This window comes from Streptomyces zingiberis, from assembly GCF_012034935.1.
GTDB classification, from domain to species: Bacteria; Actinomycetota; Actinomycetes; order Streptomycetales; family Streptomycetaceae; genus Streptomyces; species Streptomyces zingiberis.
Genome location: NZ_JAATEN010000002.1, coordinates 348,953 through 365,397, shown reverse-complemented (window position 1 = coordinate 365,397; position 16,445 = coordinate 348,953). Strand labels below are relative to the sequence as shown.

The 16,445-nt window shown below is 74.4% G+C and carries 12 protein-coding genes and 1 pseudogene; 6 read left to right on the top strand and 7 right to left on the bottom strand.

Features of this window, described 5'->3' with window-relative positions:
- Positions 1-499: 499 nt before the first annotated feature.
- Both glnA2 and panB read right to left on the bottom strand, forming a co-directional pair.
- Positions 500-1,861, bottom strand: coding sequence for a gamma-glutamylpolyamine synthetase GlnA2 (gene glnA2, locus HCK00_RS03725; protein WP_168100266.1), 1,362 nt, complete (start codon positions 1,859-1,861; stop codon positions 500-502).
- A gap of 610 nt (positions 1,862-2,471) precedes the next feature.
- The gene (panB, locus tag HCK00_RS03720; RefSeq protein WP_240965199.1) at positions 2,472-3,398 is read right to left on the bottom strand and encodes a 3-methyl-2-oxobutanoate hydroxymethyltransferase; all 927 of its coding nucleotides are present in this window, start codon (positions 3,396-3,398) and stop codon (positions 2,472-2,474) included.
- A gap of 317 nt (positions 3,399-3,715) precedes the next feature.
- Between panB and HCK00_RS03715 the strand changes: the two genes are divergently transcribed.
- Positions 3,716-4,741: an endonuclease/exonuclease/phosphatase family protein gene (locus tag HCK00_RS03715; protein ID WP_168100265.1), complete on the top strand. Its 1,026-nt coding sequence runs from the start codon at positions 3,716-3,718 to the stop codon at positions 4,739-4,741.
- A gap of 100 nt (positions 4,742-4,841) precedes the next feature.
- Here HCK00_RS03715 and HCK00_RS03710 read toward each other — a convergent pair whose 3' ends face one another.
- The 3 genes from HCK00_RS03710 to npdG all read right to left on the bottom strand — a co-directional run bounded on the left by HCK00_RS03710 (position 4,842) and on the right by npdG (position 8,023).
- Positions 4,842-6,596: an NAD+ synthase gene (locus HCK00_RS03710; RefSeq protein ID WP_168100264.1), complete on the bottom strand. Its 1,755-nt coding sequence runs from the start codon at positions 6,594-6,596 to the stop codon at positions 4,842-4,844.
- A 204-nt stretch (positions 6,597-6,800) separates the two neighbouring features.
- Entirely contained in the window at positions 6,801-6,995 is a 195-nt protein-coding gene (locus HCK00_RS03705) for a hypothetical protein (protein ID WP_168100263.1), read from the bottom strand.
- 323 nt (positions 6,996-7,318) lie between these two features.
- Entirely contained in the window at positions 7,319-8,023 is a 705-nt protein-coding gene (gene npdG / locus HCK00_RS03700; RefSeq protein ID WP_168100262.1) for an NADPH-dependent F420 reductase, read from the bottom strand.
- Between the two features lie 460 nt (positions 8,024-8,483).
- On the opposite strand from npdG, the pseudogene HCK00_RS03695 reads away from it, so the two are divergent.
- A pseudogene (locus HCK00_RS03695) lies at positions 8,484-8,933 on the top strand (hypothetical protein); the annotation flags it as partial.
- 734 nt (positions 8,934-9,667) lie between these two features.
- Here the strand turns inward: HCK00_RS03695 and HCK00_RS03690 are convergent.
- Positions 9,668-9,904, bottom strand: coding sequence for a hypothetical protein (locus tag HCK00_RS03690; protein WP_168100261.1), 237 nt, complete (start codon positions 9,902-9,904; stop codon positions 9,668-9,670).
- A gap of 199 nt (positions 9,905-10,103) precedes the next feature.
- On the opposite strand from HCK00_RS03690, the gene map reads away from it, so the two are divergent.
- From map to HCK00_RS03675, 3 genes are all read left to right on the top strand, one after another.
- Complete coding sequence (gene map / locus HCK00_RS03685) at positions 10,104-10,961, top strand: type I methionyl aminopeptidase (RefSeq protein WP_168100260.1); 858 nt, start codon at positions 10,104-10,106, stop codon at positions 10,959-10,961.
- A gap of 511 nt (positions 10,962-11,472) precedes the next feature.
- On the top strand, positions 11,473-12,156 hold the full coding sequence (locus HCK00_RS03680; protein ID WP_168100259.1) for a biliverdin-producing heme oxygenase: 684 nt from the start codon (positions 11,473-11,475) through the stop codon (positions 12,154-12,156).
- Between the two features lie 236 nt (positions 12,157-12,392).
- Positions 12,393-13,856: a sugar transferase gene (locus HCK00_RS03675; RefSeq protein WP_168100404.1), complete on the top strand. Its 1,464-nt coding sequence runs from the start codon at positions 12,393-12,395 to the stop codon at positions 13,854-13,856.
- 73 nt (positions 13,857-13,929) lie between these two features.
- Here the strand turns inward: HCK00_RS03675 and HCK00_RS03670 are convergent, their stop codons facing one another.
- The gene (locus HCK00_RS03670; RefSeq protein ID WP_168100258.1) at positions 13,930-14,910 is read right to left on the bottom strand and encodes a GDP-L-fucose synthase family protein; all 981 of its coding nucleotides are present in this window, start codon (positions 14,908-14,910) and stop codon (positions 13,930-13,932) included.
- A 333-nt stretch (positions 14,911-15,243) separates the two neighbouring features.
- On the opposite strand from HCK00_RS03670, the gene gmd reads away from it, so the two are divergent.
- The gene (gene gmd / locus HCK00_RS03665) at positions 15,244-16,314 is read left to right on the top strand and encodes a GDP-mannose 4,6-dehydratase (protein WP_168100257.1); all 1,071 of its coding nucleotides are present in this window, start codon (positions 15,244-15,246) and stop codon (positions 16,312-16,314) included.
- Positions 16,315-16,445: the final 131 nt, after the last annotated feature.

The window sequence follows — 16,445 nt, the reverse complement described above, 5'->3', positions numbered from 1 at the left end:
GGACATCTCACGACGGACGTGCGGATCTCGCGGGGGACGCGCGGGGCCCCGGATTCCGCGTCGTGGCGGACCTGGGGGTGCCGTCGGTGACGGGCACGGAAGCGCCGCGGGCCCCCGCGGCCGGGGGCGGGGCCGGCACGGCAGGGCGGGAACGGTGTCCCCGGCCTGGGCGTCCATGGGCGGGGCGCGGGGACGGGCGCCGGTCAGGGGTTACGTCACCGGAGCCATTCCGTTCGATACTGCGAACAACGTTCGTATAGCCGGACAGAATCTAGGATGGGTCCCGGCGGGTGTCAATGGCTCACGCAGCCGCGGCCACCGCATCCCGCGACCCGGCGGCCGGTGGCCCCCGGAGCCCGCGGAAGACCCACGGCACCGCTCCGTCCGGCCCGTGACCGTCCCGCACCCGCATCCGCGCCCGGCGCCACAGGGCGCACGACCGGGGGCCGACGGTTCACCCCCGCCGGCCCCCGGTCACCCCTCACACCGCGAACGGCGCCTACAGCACCGGCAGCATCTTGCGCAGTTCGAAGGCGGTGACCTCGGAGCGGTACTCCTCCCACTCCTGCTTCTTGTTGCGGAGGAAGAAGTCGAAGACGTGCTCGCCGAGGGTCTCGGCGACCAGCTCGCTCCGCTCCATCAGGTCGATGGCCTCGCCGAGGTTCTGCGGGAGCGGCTCGATGCCCAGGGCGCGGCGCTCCGCGTCGGAGAGGGCCCAGACGTCGTCCTCGGCGCCGGCCGGCAGCTCGTAGCCCTCCTCGATGCCCTTGAGGCCGGCGGCCAGCAGGACGGCGTAGGTGAGGTACGGGTTGGCGCCGGAGTCGATGGAGCGGACCTCGACCCGGGTGGAGCCCGTCTTCCCGGGCTTGTACATCGGGACCCGGATCAGCGCGGAACGGTTGTTGTGCCCCCAGCAGATGTACGAGGGGGCCTCGCCGCCCGCCCCCGCCGTGCGCTGCGCGCCGCCCCAGATCCGCTTGTAGGAGTTGACCCACTGGTTGGTCACCGCGGAGATCTGCGCGGAGTGCTGGAGCAGCCCCGCGATGAACGAGCGGCCGACCTTGGAGAGCTGGTACTCGGCGCCGGACTCGTAGAAGGCGTTGCGGTCGCCCTCGAAGAGCGAGAGGTGGGTGTGCATCCCCGAGCCGGGGTACTCCGAGAACGGCTTCGGCATGAAGGTGGCCTGGACGCCCTGCTCCAGCGCCACCTGCTTCATGATCAGCCGGAAGGTCATGATGTTGTCGGCCGTGGAGAGGGCGTCGGCGTAGCGGAGGTCGATCTCCTGCTGGCCGGGGGCGCCCTCGTGGTGGGAGAACTCCACCGAGATCCCCATGGACTCGAGCATGGTGATCGCCTGGCGGCGGAAGTCCATGCCGACGTTCTGGGGGGTGTGGTCGAAGTAGCCGGAGCTGTCCGCGGGGACGGGGCGGCGCCCGTCCACCGGCTTGTCCTTCAGCAGGAAGAACTCGATCTCGGGGTGGGTGTAGAAGGTGAAGCCCAGGTCCGAGGTCTTGGCGAGGATGCGCTTGAGGACGTGGCGCGGGTCGGCGTAGGACGGGGAGCCGTCCGGGGTGAGGATGTCGCAGAACATCCGCGCGGTGCCGGGGGCCTCGGCGCGCCAGGGGAGGATCTGGAAGGTGGAGGGGTCCGGCTTGGCGATCATGTCGGATTCGTACACACGGGCGAAGCCCTCGATGGCCGAGCCGTCGAAGCCGATCCCCTCGTCGAACGCCTGCTCAAGCTCGGCGGGGGCCACGGCGACGGACTTGAGGAAGCCCAGCACGTCGGTGAACCACAGCCGCACGAACCGGATGTCGCGCTCCTCCAGCGTCCGGAGCACGAACTCCTGCTGCTTGTCCATCTCTCTCCTTGCCTGGGGATTCCCGGTCGCGGACCGGGAGGGAACGCGTCCTCCGCCCTGGTAGCCATGTGCAGCGTAGTACGCGGCGGCCCCCGCCCCCCGCGGCGGTCGCGGGCCGGGCCACCCTCCGGCGGCACGGGCGGTCACGAACCCGCCCCGGCCACCGGATGGCTGCGCCGTACTCGCCATCCTCGCAGGTCGGGGACGCGTCCACGAGTCCCCCGCCGGACGGCTCACCCGGCAGTATCGCAATCGGGGGTTACCGCTGGATTTCGCCCGGGTCCCGGGCCGCGGAACGGCCGGGAACCTCCCGCCCGCGCGGCCGGCTCCCGGGGGCGGACGGCGCCTCCACGGGCCGGCCCTTCCGGCCCGTGCGCCCCGCCTGCCCCGGCCACGCGCGGGCACACCGGCGGCCCGCCGATGGGGGATGCCGGCGGGCCGCCGGCCTCGGGGTGGCCGGGGTGGCCGCGAAGGGCCGGAGGCGGCTGTGGGCGGCCGCGGGGCGACGGCGGGGTGACCGCGGGTGCGCGCCGGCGGGGCCGCCCGTGCCGAGCGCCGGGCCGGCGCGCCCCGGGCCGGCGCGCCCCGGGGCCGGGGCGCGACCCGGCGATCAGCGGAAGCTGTGCTCCTCCGCCGGGTACGCGCCGCCGGTGACGTCCTCGGCGAACGCCCGCGCGGCGCCGCCCAGCTCCTCACGCAGCCGCGCGTACCGCTTGACGAACCGCGGCACCCGGCCGCCGGTCATCCCGGCCATGTCCGTCCACACCAGCACCTGGGCGTCGCACGCGGGCCCCGCGCCGATCCCGACGGTCGGGATGTGCAGCGAGCGGGTGACCTCGGCGGCCAGTTCGGCCGGGACGAGCTCCAGGACGACCGCGAACGCGCCCGCGTCCTGCACGGACTTGGCGTCCCGCAGCAGTTGCTGCGCGGCCTCCTCGCCGCGCCCCTGCACCGGGTAGCCGCCGTAGGCGTTGACGGACTGCGGGGTGAGGCCCACGTGCGCCATCACGGGGATCCCGGAGCGCACCAGCAGCTCGATCTGGTCGGCCGAGCGCTCGCCGCCCTCCAGCTTCACGGCGCCCACCCCCGCCTCCTTGACCAGGCGGGTGGCGCTGCGCAGCGCCTGGACGGGGCCCTCCTGGTACGACCCGAACGGCAGGTCGCCGACGACCATCGCCCGCCGGGTGCCGCGCACCACGGCGGCGGAGAGCAGGAGCGTCTCATCCATGGTGACCGGCACGGTGGAGTCGTAGCCCAGGTGGCAGTTGCCCATGGAGTCGCCGACGAGGAGCACGGGGATCCCCGCCTCGTCGAACACGGAGGCGGTCATCGCGTCGTAGGCGGTGAGCATGGGCCACTTCTCGCCCCGCTCCTTGGCGGCGGCGATGTCGCGCACGGTGAGACGGCGGCTGCCCGTCCCGCCGTACAGCGCCCCGGTGGTGCCCTTCGGCGCGCCCGGCGCGGGCCCGGAGGGCGCGGGGGCGCCCGCGGCTCCGGGGGTTCCGGGGGTGTCGGAGGCAGGCGGAACGTGCGTCATGGCGGTGACTCCTTGTCGTCTCGAGGCGCCCTGACGGCGTCCCCGGATCGCCTCCCATGGTGGCACCGGGCGGACGGCGGCGGAAGTGGCGTGCCCCACACCCGGGGCCCGCCGCGCACCGGCCGCCGCACCGGCACGACCGGAGGCAGATATTCCGGTTTCCGCGGGGTGACCCAGGGCACCGGTACGGTCCGGAACCCGGCGCCCCGCCCCGGACGTCCCCCTCACGGAGGGCCGCCGCGCACGGCGGGGCACCAGCGGCCACGTCCCCTAGGGTGCGTACCGGGGAGCGGCACGGCGAGGCACGAGGACGGCAGATGGCGCAGGTGTACATGACGGACGCGGAACGCGGCGGCGCGGACCCCGGCGGGCCCCGATCCCGGTTCCGCCGCCTGCTGGCCGCCCGGTTCGGGCCGGGCACCTGGCGCCGGGGGGTGCTGCTGGCCCTGTGCTCGGTGGCCGTGGCGCTGCTGCTCGTCCTCCACTCCGAGGTGCCCAACCGCGTCGGCAGCCTGGGCAGCCTGCTGGAGACGTTCCTGCCGTGGCTGGGGCTGGCGCTGCCGGTGCTGCTGATCCTCGGGCTGATACGGCGCTCGGCGACGGCGCTGGTGGCGCTGGTGCTGCCGGTGGCCGTCTGGCTCAACCTCTTCGGCGGCCTGATCACCGACAAGGCCGCCCCGGCGGGCGGCGGCGGGCTGACCCTGGTCTCGCACAACGTCAACGCCGACAACCCCGACCCGGCCGGCACCGCGCGGGACGTCGCCGCCTCGGGCGCCGACGTGGTGGCGCTCCAGGAGCTCCGCCAGGCGCACGTCCCGGTGTACGAGAAGGAGCTGGCCTCCGCGTATCCGCACCACGTCGTGCGGGGCACGGTCGGGATCTGGAGCCGCCATCCGCTGACCGGCGTCCGCGACGTCGATCTCGGGCTGGGCTGGACCCGGGCCGTGCGGGCCACCGTGACGGCGCCGGACGGGCCGCTGGCCGTCTACGCGGCGCACCTGCCGTCGGTGCGGGTCAAGCTGAACGCCGGCTTCACCGCCGGGCAGCGGGACGACAGCGCGGAGGCGCTGGGCCTGGCCATCCGCGAGGAGCCGCAGGAGCGGGCCGTGCTCCTGGGGGATCTCAACGGCACGATGAACGACCGCGCGCTGTCCCCCGTCACGTCACAGCTCCGGTCCACGCAGGGGGCGGCGGGCGACGGCTTCGGGTTCAGCTGGCCCGCGTCGTTCCCGCTGGCGCGGATCGACCAGATCCTGGTGCGCGGGGTGGACCCGGTCACGTCCTGGTCCCTGCCCCGGACGGGCAGCGACCACCTGCCGGTGGCCGCCACCGTGCGGTACTGAGCCGGGGCGGGACAGGGGCAGCACCGTCCGGTCGCGGCCCCGTGCCGTCCCGCCCCCGGGCGGGACGGCACGGGGCCGCGACCGGATCCGCCGGCCGGGGTCAGTCCGTCTCCTCGCGCCACCGGTTGGTGATCGGCAGCCGCCGGTCCTTGCCGAACCCCTTGGCGGAGATCTTGGTGCCCGGCGGGTACTGGCGCCGCTTGAACTCGGCGGCGTCCACCATCCGCAGCACCCGCGCGACCAGCTCCGCGTCGAAGCCCGCGGCGACGACCTCCTCGAACCCGTGGTCCCGGTCGACGTAGAGCTCCAGGATGCGGTCGAGCACGTCGTAGTCGGGCAGCGAGTCGCTGTCCACCTGGCCGGGGCGGAGTTCCGCGCTGGGCGGCTTGGAGATCGAGTTCTCCGGGATGGGCGGGGTCTGGCCGCGCTCCTCGGCCGCCCGGTTGCGCCAGTGGGCGAGGCGGTAGACGGAGGTCTTGTAGACGTCCTTGATCGGCGCGTAGGCGCCCACGGAGTCCCCGTAGAGGGTGGAGTAGCCGCAGGCCAGCTCGGACTTGTTGCCCGGGGCGAGGACGATGTGGCCCTCCTGGTTGGAGAGCCCCATCAGCAGGGTGCCGCGCAGCCGGGCCTGGAGGTTCTCCTCGGCGAGCCCGGTGAGCTCCGCCGCCTCCAGATAGGCGTCGAACATCGGGCCGATCGGAACGGTGCGGAAGTGGAGCCCGGTGCGCTCGGCCAGCTCGGCGGCGTCCCCCTTGGAGTGCTCGGAGGAGTAGCGGGACGGCATGGAGACGGCGTGGACGTTGCGGGCGCCCAGCGCGTCACAGGCGATGACCGCCGTGAGGGCGGAGTCGATGCCGCCGGAGAGGCCGAGGACGACGCTGCTGAAACCGTTCTTCGCCACGTACGCCCGCAGCCCCACCACCAGCGCCGAGTAGACCTCCTCGTCGTCGCCGAGGCGGTCGGCGTAGCCGGCGGTCAGCTCCGGCTCGTAGGGCGGCAGCGGCTCGGATCCGATGACGACGTGCTCGACGCGGAGCCCGTCGCCGGGAGTGCCGGAGGGGATCTCCCCGGCGGCCGGCAGGTCGAGGTCGACCAGGACGCAGCCCTCGGAGAACTGCGGCGCGCGGACGAGCACCTCGCCGCGGGAGTCCACCACGATCGAGTCGCCGTCGAAGACGAGTTCGTCCTGGCCGCCGATCATGGCCAGGTACGCGGTGGTGCAGCCGGCCTCCTGGGCCCGCTTGCGGACCAGCTCCAGCCGGGTGTCGTCCTTCTCCCGCTCGTAGGGCGAGGCGTTGATCGACAGCAGCAGGCCGGCACCGGCCTCCCGCGCGGCGGGCACCCGGCCGCCGTCCTGCCAGAGGTCCTCGCAGATGGCCAGGGCGACATCGACGCCGTGGACCCGGATGACGGGCAGCGTCTCCCCGGGCACGAAGTAGCGGAACTCGTCGAACACCCCGTAGTTGGGCAGGTGGTGCTTGGCGTAGGTCAGCACGATCTCACCGCGGTGCAGCACGGCGCCCGCGTTCCGCGGCGCGCCGGCGGGCTGCCCGTAGCGCGGCTGCGGGTGCTCGGAGCGGTCCAGGTAGCCGACGACGACGGGCACCTCGCCCATCCCCTCGTCCCGGAGCCGGGCCGCCAGCGAGGCGAGGGCGGAGCGGCTGGCCTCCACGAAGGAGCGGCGCAGCGCGAGGTCCTCGACGGGGTAGCCGGTCAGCGCCATCTCCGGGAAGGCCACGAGATGGGCGCCCTGCTCGACCGAGTGCCGGGTCCAGTGGACGATGGACTCGGCGTTCCCGGCGAGGTCGCCGACGGTGGAATCGATCTGGTTCAGTGCGAGGCGAAGTTGGGGCACGCCGGCCATCCTAGTCCCGAGTAATCGTCTATCTGACACGATGCGGCGGAGAGACGGGTCACCGCCCCTCCCGGCCGACCGTCTACCCGGTGCCGAGCGCTCCACCACGGCCACGGAGGGGACCGCCCGGGCGCCCCGCGGGGGCCTTCGCCGCCCTCCGGCGCGGCCCCGGCCGCGCCCGGCGGCGGGAGCTCGCGGCGGTGGTCAGCCCGTGGTGTGCCCGGCCGAGGCGGCGCGGGCGGCCCGGGCCCGCCGGTGGTAGAACCAGGCCATGTTGGAGGAGACACCCGCCACCATCACCCAGAGGACGCCGAGCCAGCTGCCCTCCACGAAGGACACGACCGCCGCGGCGGTGGCGAGGAGACAGACGGCGACGGCGAACAGGGCGAGGCGGGGCATGGGGGCGGCTCCTTGGCGCGCGTTCCGGGGCGGCGTACCGGACCATTGTCCCCCACCCGGCGCGGACCCCTGCGCCCACCCGGCCCGGACCACTCCCCCGCCCCGCCCGTGGCTCCCGCCACCGGGCCGTACGCGCCGCCGCCGGCCCGGCCGCGCCGCGCCGCCCCGTCCACCGCGCGGTGCGTTTCCACCCCCGCCGCCCGGCGGGAGTCTCCGCGCACGGACGCGGTTGTGCTCCGGCGCGCGCACGGCCCGGCCGCCGCCTCGCGCGGCCTCCCGTTCCCGTGGCGGTACCGTCGCCCCGGGCCGGCGGCCCCCTTCGCTCACACGTCGGTGACCCGCAGCCCGGCGTGCGCCTTGTAGCGCCGGTTCACCGAGATCAGGTTGGCGACGAGCGACTCCACCTGGTGCGCGTTGCGCAGCCGGCCCGCGAACACACCGCGCATCCCGGGGATGCGGCCGGCCAGCGCCTGGACGAGCTCGCAGTCCGCGCGGACCTCCCCGAGCACCATGACGTCGGTGTCGATCTCCTCGACCGCCGGGTCCTTCAGCAGCACGGCGGAGAGGTGGTGGAAGGCGGCGGTCACCCGGGAGTCCGGGAGGAGCGCGGCGGCCTGCTCGGCGGCGCTGCCCTCGTCGGGACGGATGGCGTAGGCGCCCTTCTTGTCGAAGCCGAGCGGGTTGACGCAGTCCACGACGAGCTTCCCGGCCAGTTCCTCCCGGAGCGAGCCGAGGGTGGCGGCGTGGCCCTCCCAGGGCACGGCGACGATGACGATGTCGCTGCGGCGGGCGCACTCGGCGTTGTCCGCGCCCTCGACCCCGTGGCCGAGTTCGGCGGCGGCCTCCTGCGCCCGCCCGGCGGCCCGGGAGCCGACGATCACCCGCTGCCCGGCCCGGGCGAGCCGGTAGGCGAGGCCGCGGCCCTGGTCACCGGTACCGCCGAGGACGCCGACCACCAGGCCGGAGACGTCGGGGAGCTGCCACGGGTCCTTGGCGGGGGCTTTCCGCACTGCGTCGGTGGAGTTCATGACAGTGATGTTGTCACACATGGCGCACGTGCGGACCGTCCTGCCTCGTCCGGCCCCGGCCGCCCACCTCACCCCGCGCCGCCGGGCCGTCTCCTCCGTACGTCACCCGCCATGCCGCCTGCTTTCGCGCGGACGTCCGCAGGACCGGCCGCCCGGGGCCGCCGGCTCGGCCCGGCGCCCGGGACGGCCGGGTGGGCGGGGTCGCCCCCCGGGGTGAGGGCGGGGGCGGCGGTGAGACGGGGTCCTCCCCGGACAAGCGGGTGCCGGGACCCGTGACGGCGACCGCCCATCCGCCGATCGCCCCGGTGGGTGCCGTGTGGCCATCGGACTCTGCCGGCGCGTCCGCCCGCGCCCCGCACCACCCGGCGGTCCCCTGCCGTACACCCTCCCGTCACCCCTGCGGGGGAACGGGGCGCCGTCGGGCCGACGCGCCCCGCGCGGCCGGAGCAGGATGCGGGCCATGGACGCCGTACGGGTGGCGCTGCTGCGCGAGATCCTCGCCGGAACGGCCTGGCTGGACGCCACCCGGTGGTTCGCCGGGGCGTTGCGCCGCTCCGTGGACCCACCGGGCGGCGGGCTGCTGCTGGTCGGCGGCGAGGGGTACGAGCCCTGGCACCTCGCCGCCCACCTCGGCGAGGAAGCCGCCCGGTCCGGGCTCCCGCAGCTCTCCCCCACCCTGGTCCGCCACCGCGTGGAGCCGGGCGCGCCGCCGCACCTGGCCGTCGGCCCGGACCGGCTGGCCGCGGCACGGCGCGGGGAGACACTACTGGTCGTCGCCCCGGACCGGCCCGGCACGCCCCTCCTCGAACGGGTGCGGGACGCCCGGCGCGCGGGGGCGACCGTGCTGGCGATCGACGGGGGCGACCGGGACCTGCGCTCCCTGGCCCACGAGTCGCTCGGCGTGCCGGAGACGGATCCGGCCCATGCCGCGTCCGGTGCGGCCCCCGGCACCGCCGGGATGGCCGGGGTGGATGGGATCACCGGGGTGGCCGCTGTGCTCGGCCTGCGAACAGTTCCCGCTCCCGGCCCGGGGCCGGTCTCCCCGACCGGGGCGGCGGCCCCGTCCGTGTCCGGTGCGCGGCCCCCGTCCCCGCCCGGCCCGCGGGCACTCTCCGCACGCGACCCGGAGCGGCCTTCCGTGTTCGGCCTGGAAGCCGCGCAGCACCTGGTGAGCGCGGTGGCCGCGGAAGACGGCCGGAGCGCCGGGGCGGGCCCGCGCGGCCGGCGCCGGCTACGGGAGAGGCTGGCCCGGCTGGCGGAGGAGCTGACGACGCCTCCGCCGCCCCCTTGGTGACGCGGTGCCCCGCCCGGCCCGATGTCCACTTCGCGGCCCGGGCCGAGGCCCGGGCCGCCGCACGTCATCTCGGGCCAAGGGCGCCCAGGGGCCCGGCTCCCCGGTTCGGTGCGGGGGCCGCCGTGGGGGGCCTGTGCGGCCCCGCGCCACCGGAGAGGAACTCCCGGTCCCGTGCGCGGCCGTCCGCCGGGCGGGACGGAGAGCGTCCGGGGCGGCGGCACCGGTGGACGTGGACGGCGGCCCACGTCCGATGGCCCACGGCCGGCCACCGGCCACCGCCGGCCCCTCCCTCACTCCCTCGCCCTCCATGCCGGCGGCGAGCCTCCGGGCCGGGACCGGAGCCGGGACCGTCAGGCGCGGCGGGCGCCGTCCGGCGGCGCGTCCCCGTCGTGCCAGCGCGGATCCGTCTCCCACTCGGCGTTCCGCTCCCGGGCCGTCTCCATGGCGTGCTCGGCCTCGCCCCGCGTCGGGTAGGGGCCCATCCGGTCCTTGGCCGGGCACTCCGGACCTTCCTCGACCTTGCCGTGCTGGAGGCAGTAGTACCACTCGCCCGCCTTGCCGGCCGCCCGCTTCCGGAACAGCGCCATCGAAGGCCCCTATCTCTCGTATCTCTCGTGTCTCTGGGTTGTCTCTCGGCGGTCTTCGGCCATTCCCCGGTGATCTCGGCCGATCCCGGTTCCGGCTCGCCCGGTTCCCCGCCGCAGGCCGCTGGTGACGTGGCCCCCGGCGGCCGGAAGGCCGCTCTGCCGCTCATGTTGCCCGAGCGGCCGCCGATACACTCGCCCCATGTCTGGCCAGTCGCTCCTTGTCCCCGGGACGTTGTCCCCTCGCCGTCCCGTCCCCGCCTCGATCCCGCGCCCCGAGTACGTCGGCCGGGACGCTCCCACGCCGTACACCGGGTCCGAGGTCCAGGACGCCGAAACGATCGAGCGCATGCGGATCGCGGGGCGGATCGCCGCCCGCGCGATGGAGGAGGCCGCGGCCCACATCGCGCCGGGGGTCACCACCGACGAACTGGACCGGGTGGCCCACGAGTACATGTGCGACCACGGCGCCTATCCCTCCACCCTCGGCTACCGCGGCTACCCCAAGTCGCTCTGCGCCTCGGTGAACGAGGTCATCTGCCACGGCATCCCGGACTCGACCGTGCTGCGCGACGGCGACATCGTCAATCTGGACGTCACCGCCTACATCGGCGGGGTGCACGGCGACAACAACGCCACCTACCTCTGCGGCGACGTGGACGAGGAGTCCCGGCTGCTGGTCGAGCGGACCCGGGAGGCCCTGAACCGGGCGATCAAGGCGGTCAAGCCGGGCCGGCAGATCAACATCATCGGCCGGGTGATCGAGTCCTACGCCAAGCGGTTCGGCTACGGCGTGGTCCGCGACTTCACCGGGCACGGCATCAACAGCTCCTTCCACTCCGGCCTGATCATCCCGCACTACGACAGCCCGCAGGCGACGACGGTCATCAGCCCCGGGATGACCTTCACCATCGAGCCGATGCTCACCCTGGGCACCCACGAGTACGACATGTGGGAGGACGGCTGGACGGTGGTGACCAAGGACCGCAGGCGGACGGCCCAGTTCGAGCACACACTGGTCGTGACGGAGACCGGAACGGAGATCCTCACGCTCCCCTGACCCCCGGCCCCTGCCCCCTCACCCCGGGCCCGCACCCGGGCACCACGCCCTCCGCCGGAGGGGGCACGAGGTCCCGCGGGCACCGGCGCGGGGAGGACCGGGGGCACCGGCCCTCACCCGGCGTCCCACGGGCACCACGCCCTCCGCCGGGGGCAGGGCCCATGAGCCACGGCACGGCCGGGCGGCCGGCACCCGGCCGTGCCGCCGCTGCCGGGCCGGGGCGCCCTCACCCTTCCCGACACCCTGTCGGAAAGTTATAGACTTCGGAATCAAGCCCGCATGTGCAGATTTCGATCAGGCGGCGATCAGACCTGAGCAGATCCCGGCGCATCACCAGCGGCACCCGAGCAGAAAGCCCTACATCGGCCACCGCTCCCCCTCTCCCGCCACCTCCGCGCCCCCTCTCCGCATCCCGTCTCCCAGCCCCCCGCTTCTCCGCCTCTGCGCCTCCCGCACGCCCGCAGCGCCGACCGAGCCCCGTTCCGCCCGTACCGCTCTCCGGAGGCCCGTCATGGACGCCCCCAGCAGCACGCCCTTCTCCGCCCGGATCCGCGCCGCCACTCAGGCCCAGCACACGGAGGCCGAGAACGCGCCCTTCGTCGGTGACATGCTCGGCGGGCGGCTCGGCGTTTCGGCGTACGCCCTCTACACGGAGCAGTTGTGGTTCGTCTACCGCGCCCTGGAGGAGCAGGCGGACACCCTCTCCCGGGACCCGGTGGCGGGCCCCTTCATCCGCCCGGAGCTGCGGCGCGTGCCCGAACTGGAGCGTGATCTGGACCATCTGCTCGGCCCCGGCGGCCGCGCCCGCTCCCGGCCGCTGCCCGCCACCGCCACGTACGCCGACCGGATCGCGGAGGTGTCCCGCGGGTGGCCGGCCGGTTACGTCGCCCACCACTACACCCGCTACCTCGGCGACCTCAGCGGCGGCCAGATCATCCGCGCCACCGCCGAGAAGACCTGGGGTTTCACCCCCAAGGGCGACGGCGTGCGGTTCTACGTCTTCGAGGGACTGGGCAGCCCCTCCGCGTTCAAGCGCGAGTACCGGGCCCGGCTGGACGCCCTGCCGGTGGACGAGGCGGAGAAGCAGCGGGTGATCGAGGAGTGCCGGCGGGCCTTCGCCCTGAACACCGCCCTCTTCCGTGACCTGGGCGAACGAGCGGCGGAACGATCCGGCGGGCGCCCGCTCAGCGCCTGACCGCGCCCTCGTCAGGGCCCCTACAACAGCGAGACCCCGGGCGCGACCTCAACGACGCATGTTCACGCCAAGAAGTGAATTTCAGGCATATCTCCGAGCAAAGTTCGGCAAACAGCAGCGGACGCCTGACCCGTTGCCCTACGGTTCGGTGAAACCAAGTGTGCCACCCCTTGGGGAAGGGACGGCACGCTCTCAACAGTCGCACTGTGCCAGGGGGGTCCATGCGGCATATCGATATGTCCAAGGCCGGTCGCGTCACGGCGCCCGGCGCCCGTGGGGGGGCGCCACCCCACAGACCCGGCGGCAAGTCCGGGTGGTATCTGCCCGTGACGCTCGCCGCGGACCTCGGAGGAGTCCTTCTCCCCGTGGCTCCGGTCCTGGCCGGTACGGGAGCGCCGCATCCCGTACCGGCTGCTCTTGTCGCGGCGGGACTCTGGGTCACGGTCCGGGCCGCCCGGCGCCGTTACACCTCCGACGCCCTGGGGGAGTCGCGCGGGGTCTTCCCCGTGCTCCACGACTGGCTGAACCTGCTGGGGCTGCTCGCGGTGGTGCACATAGCCGCAAGTGAGGCGTACGACCCGGTGACGGCCGCGGTGGCGCTCTCCTTCGCGCCGATGCTGACGATCCTGTGCGCCAAGGCCGTCCACCGCCATCTCACCGGGCTGCGCCGCTCGGCCCGTGCCGTGCACCGCGTCCTGGTCATCGGGGAACCGGCCTCCGCGGACACCGTGGTGGAACATCTGGCCTCCCGCACCGACCACGCCTACGTGGTGACGGGCGTGGTGGCGGTCGGAGACGCCCAGCTCACCTCCGGGGTGCCCGCGATGGCGCGGCTCGGCGCCACCCCGCCCGCCCGCGCCGCGGAGGACTGGCTCCCCGTGCGGAGCGCCGCCGAGCAGTCGGGGGCGGACCTCGCCCTGGTCGCGCCCGGTCAGCGGATGAGCGGGACGCGCCTGCGCCGGCTGGCCTGGGCCCTGTACGACGCGGGCCTGCCGCTCGCGCTGGCCCCGGGGCTGACGGATGTCGCGCCGCGGCGGCTGCGCGCCACCGCGGTCGCCGGGCTCCCGTTGCTGCACATCACCCCGCCGCACCGGCGGGGCCCGCAGGTGGCGCTGAAGTCGGCGCTGGACCGGGCGGGCGCGGCCCTCGGCCTGCTGCTGCTCGCCCCGTTCTACGCCCTGCTGGCGCTGGTCATACGCCTCGACTCCCCCGGCCCGGTGCTGCACCGTCAGGTCCGGGTGGGGCTGGACGGCAAGCCGTTCACGATGTGGAAGTTCCGCACCATGGTGGTCGACGCCGAGCGGCGGCGCGCCGAACTGGCCGCCGCCAACGAGAAGGACGGCCCGCTGTTCAAGATGCGCAGCGACCCCCGGGTGACCCGGGTCGGCCGCCGGCTGCGCCGCAGCTCGCTGGACGAGCTGCCACAGTTGGTGAACGTCCTGCTCGGGCAGATGTCCCTGGTCGGCCCGCGCCCACCGCTGCCGGACGAGGTGGCGCAGTACGACGAGGTGGCGATGCGCCGGCTGGCCGTCAAGCCGGGGCTGACCGGCCTGTGGCAGATCAGCGGGCGGTCCGACCTCTCCTGGGACGAGAGCGTGGCGCTGGATCTGCGCTACGCGGACAACTGGTCGGTGCGCGGGGACCTGGACCTGCTCGCCCGTACCTTCCGCGCCGTGGTCGACGGACGCGGAGCGTACTGAGCGCGTGGCACCGGTGAGAGGGAGCGGGCCGCGCCACCCGCGGGACCGTGGCGCGGCCGGCGTGCCCCGTCCGCTATCCCGTGCGTCCCTGGTCCGCCCGGCGGCCGGCGGTCTCCGCGCGCCAGTCGGCGTAGACGGCCGCGATGCCGTCCCGGAGCGGGATGCGCGGCTTCCAGCCGAGGGCGGAGATCCGGGAGATGTCCAGCAGCTTGCGCGGGGTGCCGTCGGGCTTGGTGGCGTCGAAGGCGATGCCGCCCGCGTAGCCCGTCACCTCCCGTACGGTCCCGGCCAGTTCACGGATGGTGAGGTCCTCCCCGCAGCCGACGTTGACCGGGTCGTCCCCGTCGTAGCGGCGCAGCAGCAGCGCGCAGGCGGCCGCCAGGTCGTCCACGTGCAGGAACTCACGGCGTGGGGTGCCGGTGCCCCAGAGGGTCACCTCGGGGGCACCGGACTCCTTCGCCTCGTGGAAACGGCGGATCAGGGCCGGCAGGACGTGCGAGGTCTCCAGGTCGAAGTTGTCGCCGGGGCCGTAGAGATTGGTCGGCATGGCGGAGATGTAGGAGGCGCCGTACTGCCGCCGGTAGGACCGCACCTGGGTGATGCCGGCGATCTTGGCCAGCGCGTACGGCTCGTTGGTGGGCTCCAGCGCGCCGGTGAGCAGCGACTCCTCCCGGATCGGCTGCGGGGCGAGCTTCGGGTAGATGCAGGAGGAGCCGAGGAAGAGCAGCCGGCCGGTGCCGGCGGCGTGGGCACCCGCGATCACACTGAGCTGGATGCGGAGGTTGTCCTCCAGGAACGGCACCGGCTGGGTGCTGTTGGCCATGATCCCGCCGACCTTGGCCGCCGCCAGCACCACGGCGTCCGGGCGGGCGTCGCGCAGGAAGCGCTCGGTCGCGGCGGCGTCCCGCAGGTCGAGGCGGTCCCGGCCGCGGGTGATCACCTCATGGCCGTCGGCGGTGAGGCGGCGGGCGACCGCCGATCCCACCAGGCCGCGGTGGCCCGCGACGAATATCCGGGCCGCCGCCGGCAGAAGTTCACGCGTCTCCGTCGTCATGTGCGGGATTCTGCCAGGACATTCGGCGTGTAGCGCACCAAAGCCAGAAAACCCGGAACCCCGGGGCAGGCGACCCGGTGACCGCCGTCCACGAGGCGACCGGGGCCGCCGCCTCACGGGGCCCCGAAGCCACGAGGCCGGGGAAACGCGGAGCCACAGAGCGAAAGAGCCACGGAGCCACGGGACACCACAGCCCACAGGAGAGAACACCAGCGACCGGCGCGGCGGACCGCGCCGGGAACACCGAGAACCGGGGAGGGGCCGCCGCCGGCCCTTCCCCGGCCGCACCGGGGCCGTACGCCGTACGGCCCCGACCCGAGGGGGGAACCACCGATGAACGACCACACGGCCGCGGGACGCACCGGGGAGACCGGAGTCACCGGGCGGACGGCGGGCAGAACCGCGCTGATCACCGGGGTCACCGGGCAGGACGGCTCCTATCTGGCGGAGCTGCTGCTCTCCAAGGGGTACACCGTGCACGGGCTGATCCGCCGCTCCTCGTCCTTCAACACCGAGCGGCTGGACCACATCTATCAGGGCCCGCAGGAGCCCGGCCGCACCCTGGTGCTGCACCACGCCGACCTCTCCGACGGGGTGGCGCTGGTCAACCTGTTGCGCGACCTGTGCCCGGACGAGGTCTACAACCTGGGCGCGCAGTCCCACGTCCGGGTCTCCTTCGACGCCCCGCTGTACACCGGGGACGTCACCGGGATGGGCTCGCTGCGGCTGCTGGAGGCGATCCGCGCCAGCGGCGTGGAGACCCGCATCTACCAGGCGTCGTCCTCGGAGATGTTCGGTTCGACCCCGCCACCGCAGAACGAGCGGACGCCGTTCCACCCGCGGAGCCCGTACGGCTGTGCCAAGGTCTTCGGCTACTGGGCGACCGTCAACTACCGCGAGGCGTACGACCTCTTCGCGGTGAACGGCATCCTCTTCAACCACGAGTCGCCGCGGCGGGGCGAGACCTTCGTGACCCGTAAGATCACCCGGGCCGTGGCCCGGATCAAGGCGGGCCTCCAGGACCGGCTCTACCTGGGCAACCTGGACGCCGTGCGGGACTGGGGCTACGCCCCGGAGTACGTCGACGCGATGTGGCGGATGCTCCAGTGCGACGAGCCGGACGACTACGTGGTGGCCACCGGGCAGGCCGCCACCGTGCGGCAGTTCGTGGAGACGGCCTTCGCGGCGGTGGACCTGGACTGGAACGAGTACATCCGGTTCGATCCCAAGTACGAGCGGCCCGCCGAGGTGGACGCGCTCATCGGGGACGCCGCCAAGGCGGAGTCGCTGCTCGGCTGGACACCCCAGGTGCGCTGGCCGGAACTCGCCCGGATCATGGTCGAGGCCGACTGCGCACGGCTCGACGCCGAACTCGCGGGCACCGCGGTGCGGATCGACCGCTGACGGGCCGGCCCGGAACCGCAGGCGAGGCGTGCCCGCCGATCCTCCCCGCCGATCCTCCCGGCTGATCGTCCCGGCTGATCGCCCCCGGCCGTCGCGGGCCACCCCGGGACACCGCGGACCGCCGTGAGGGG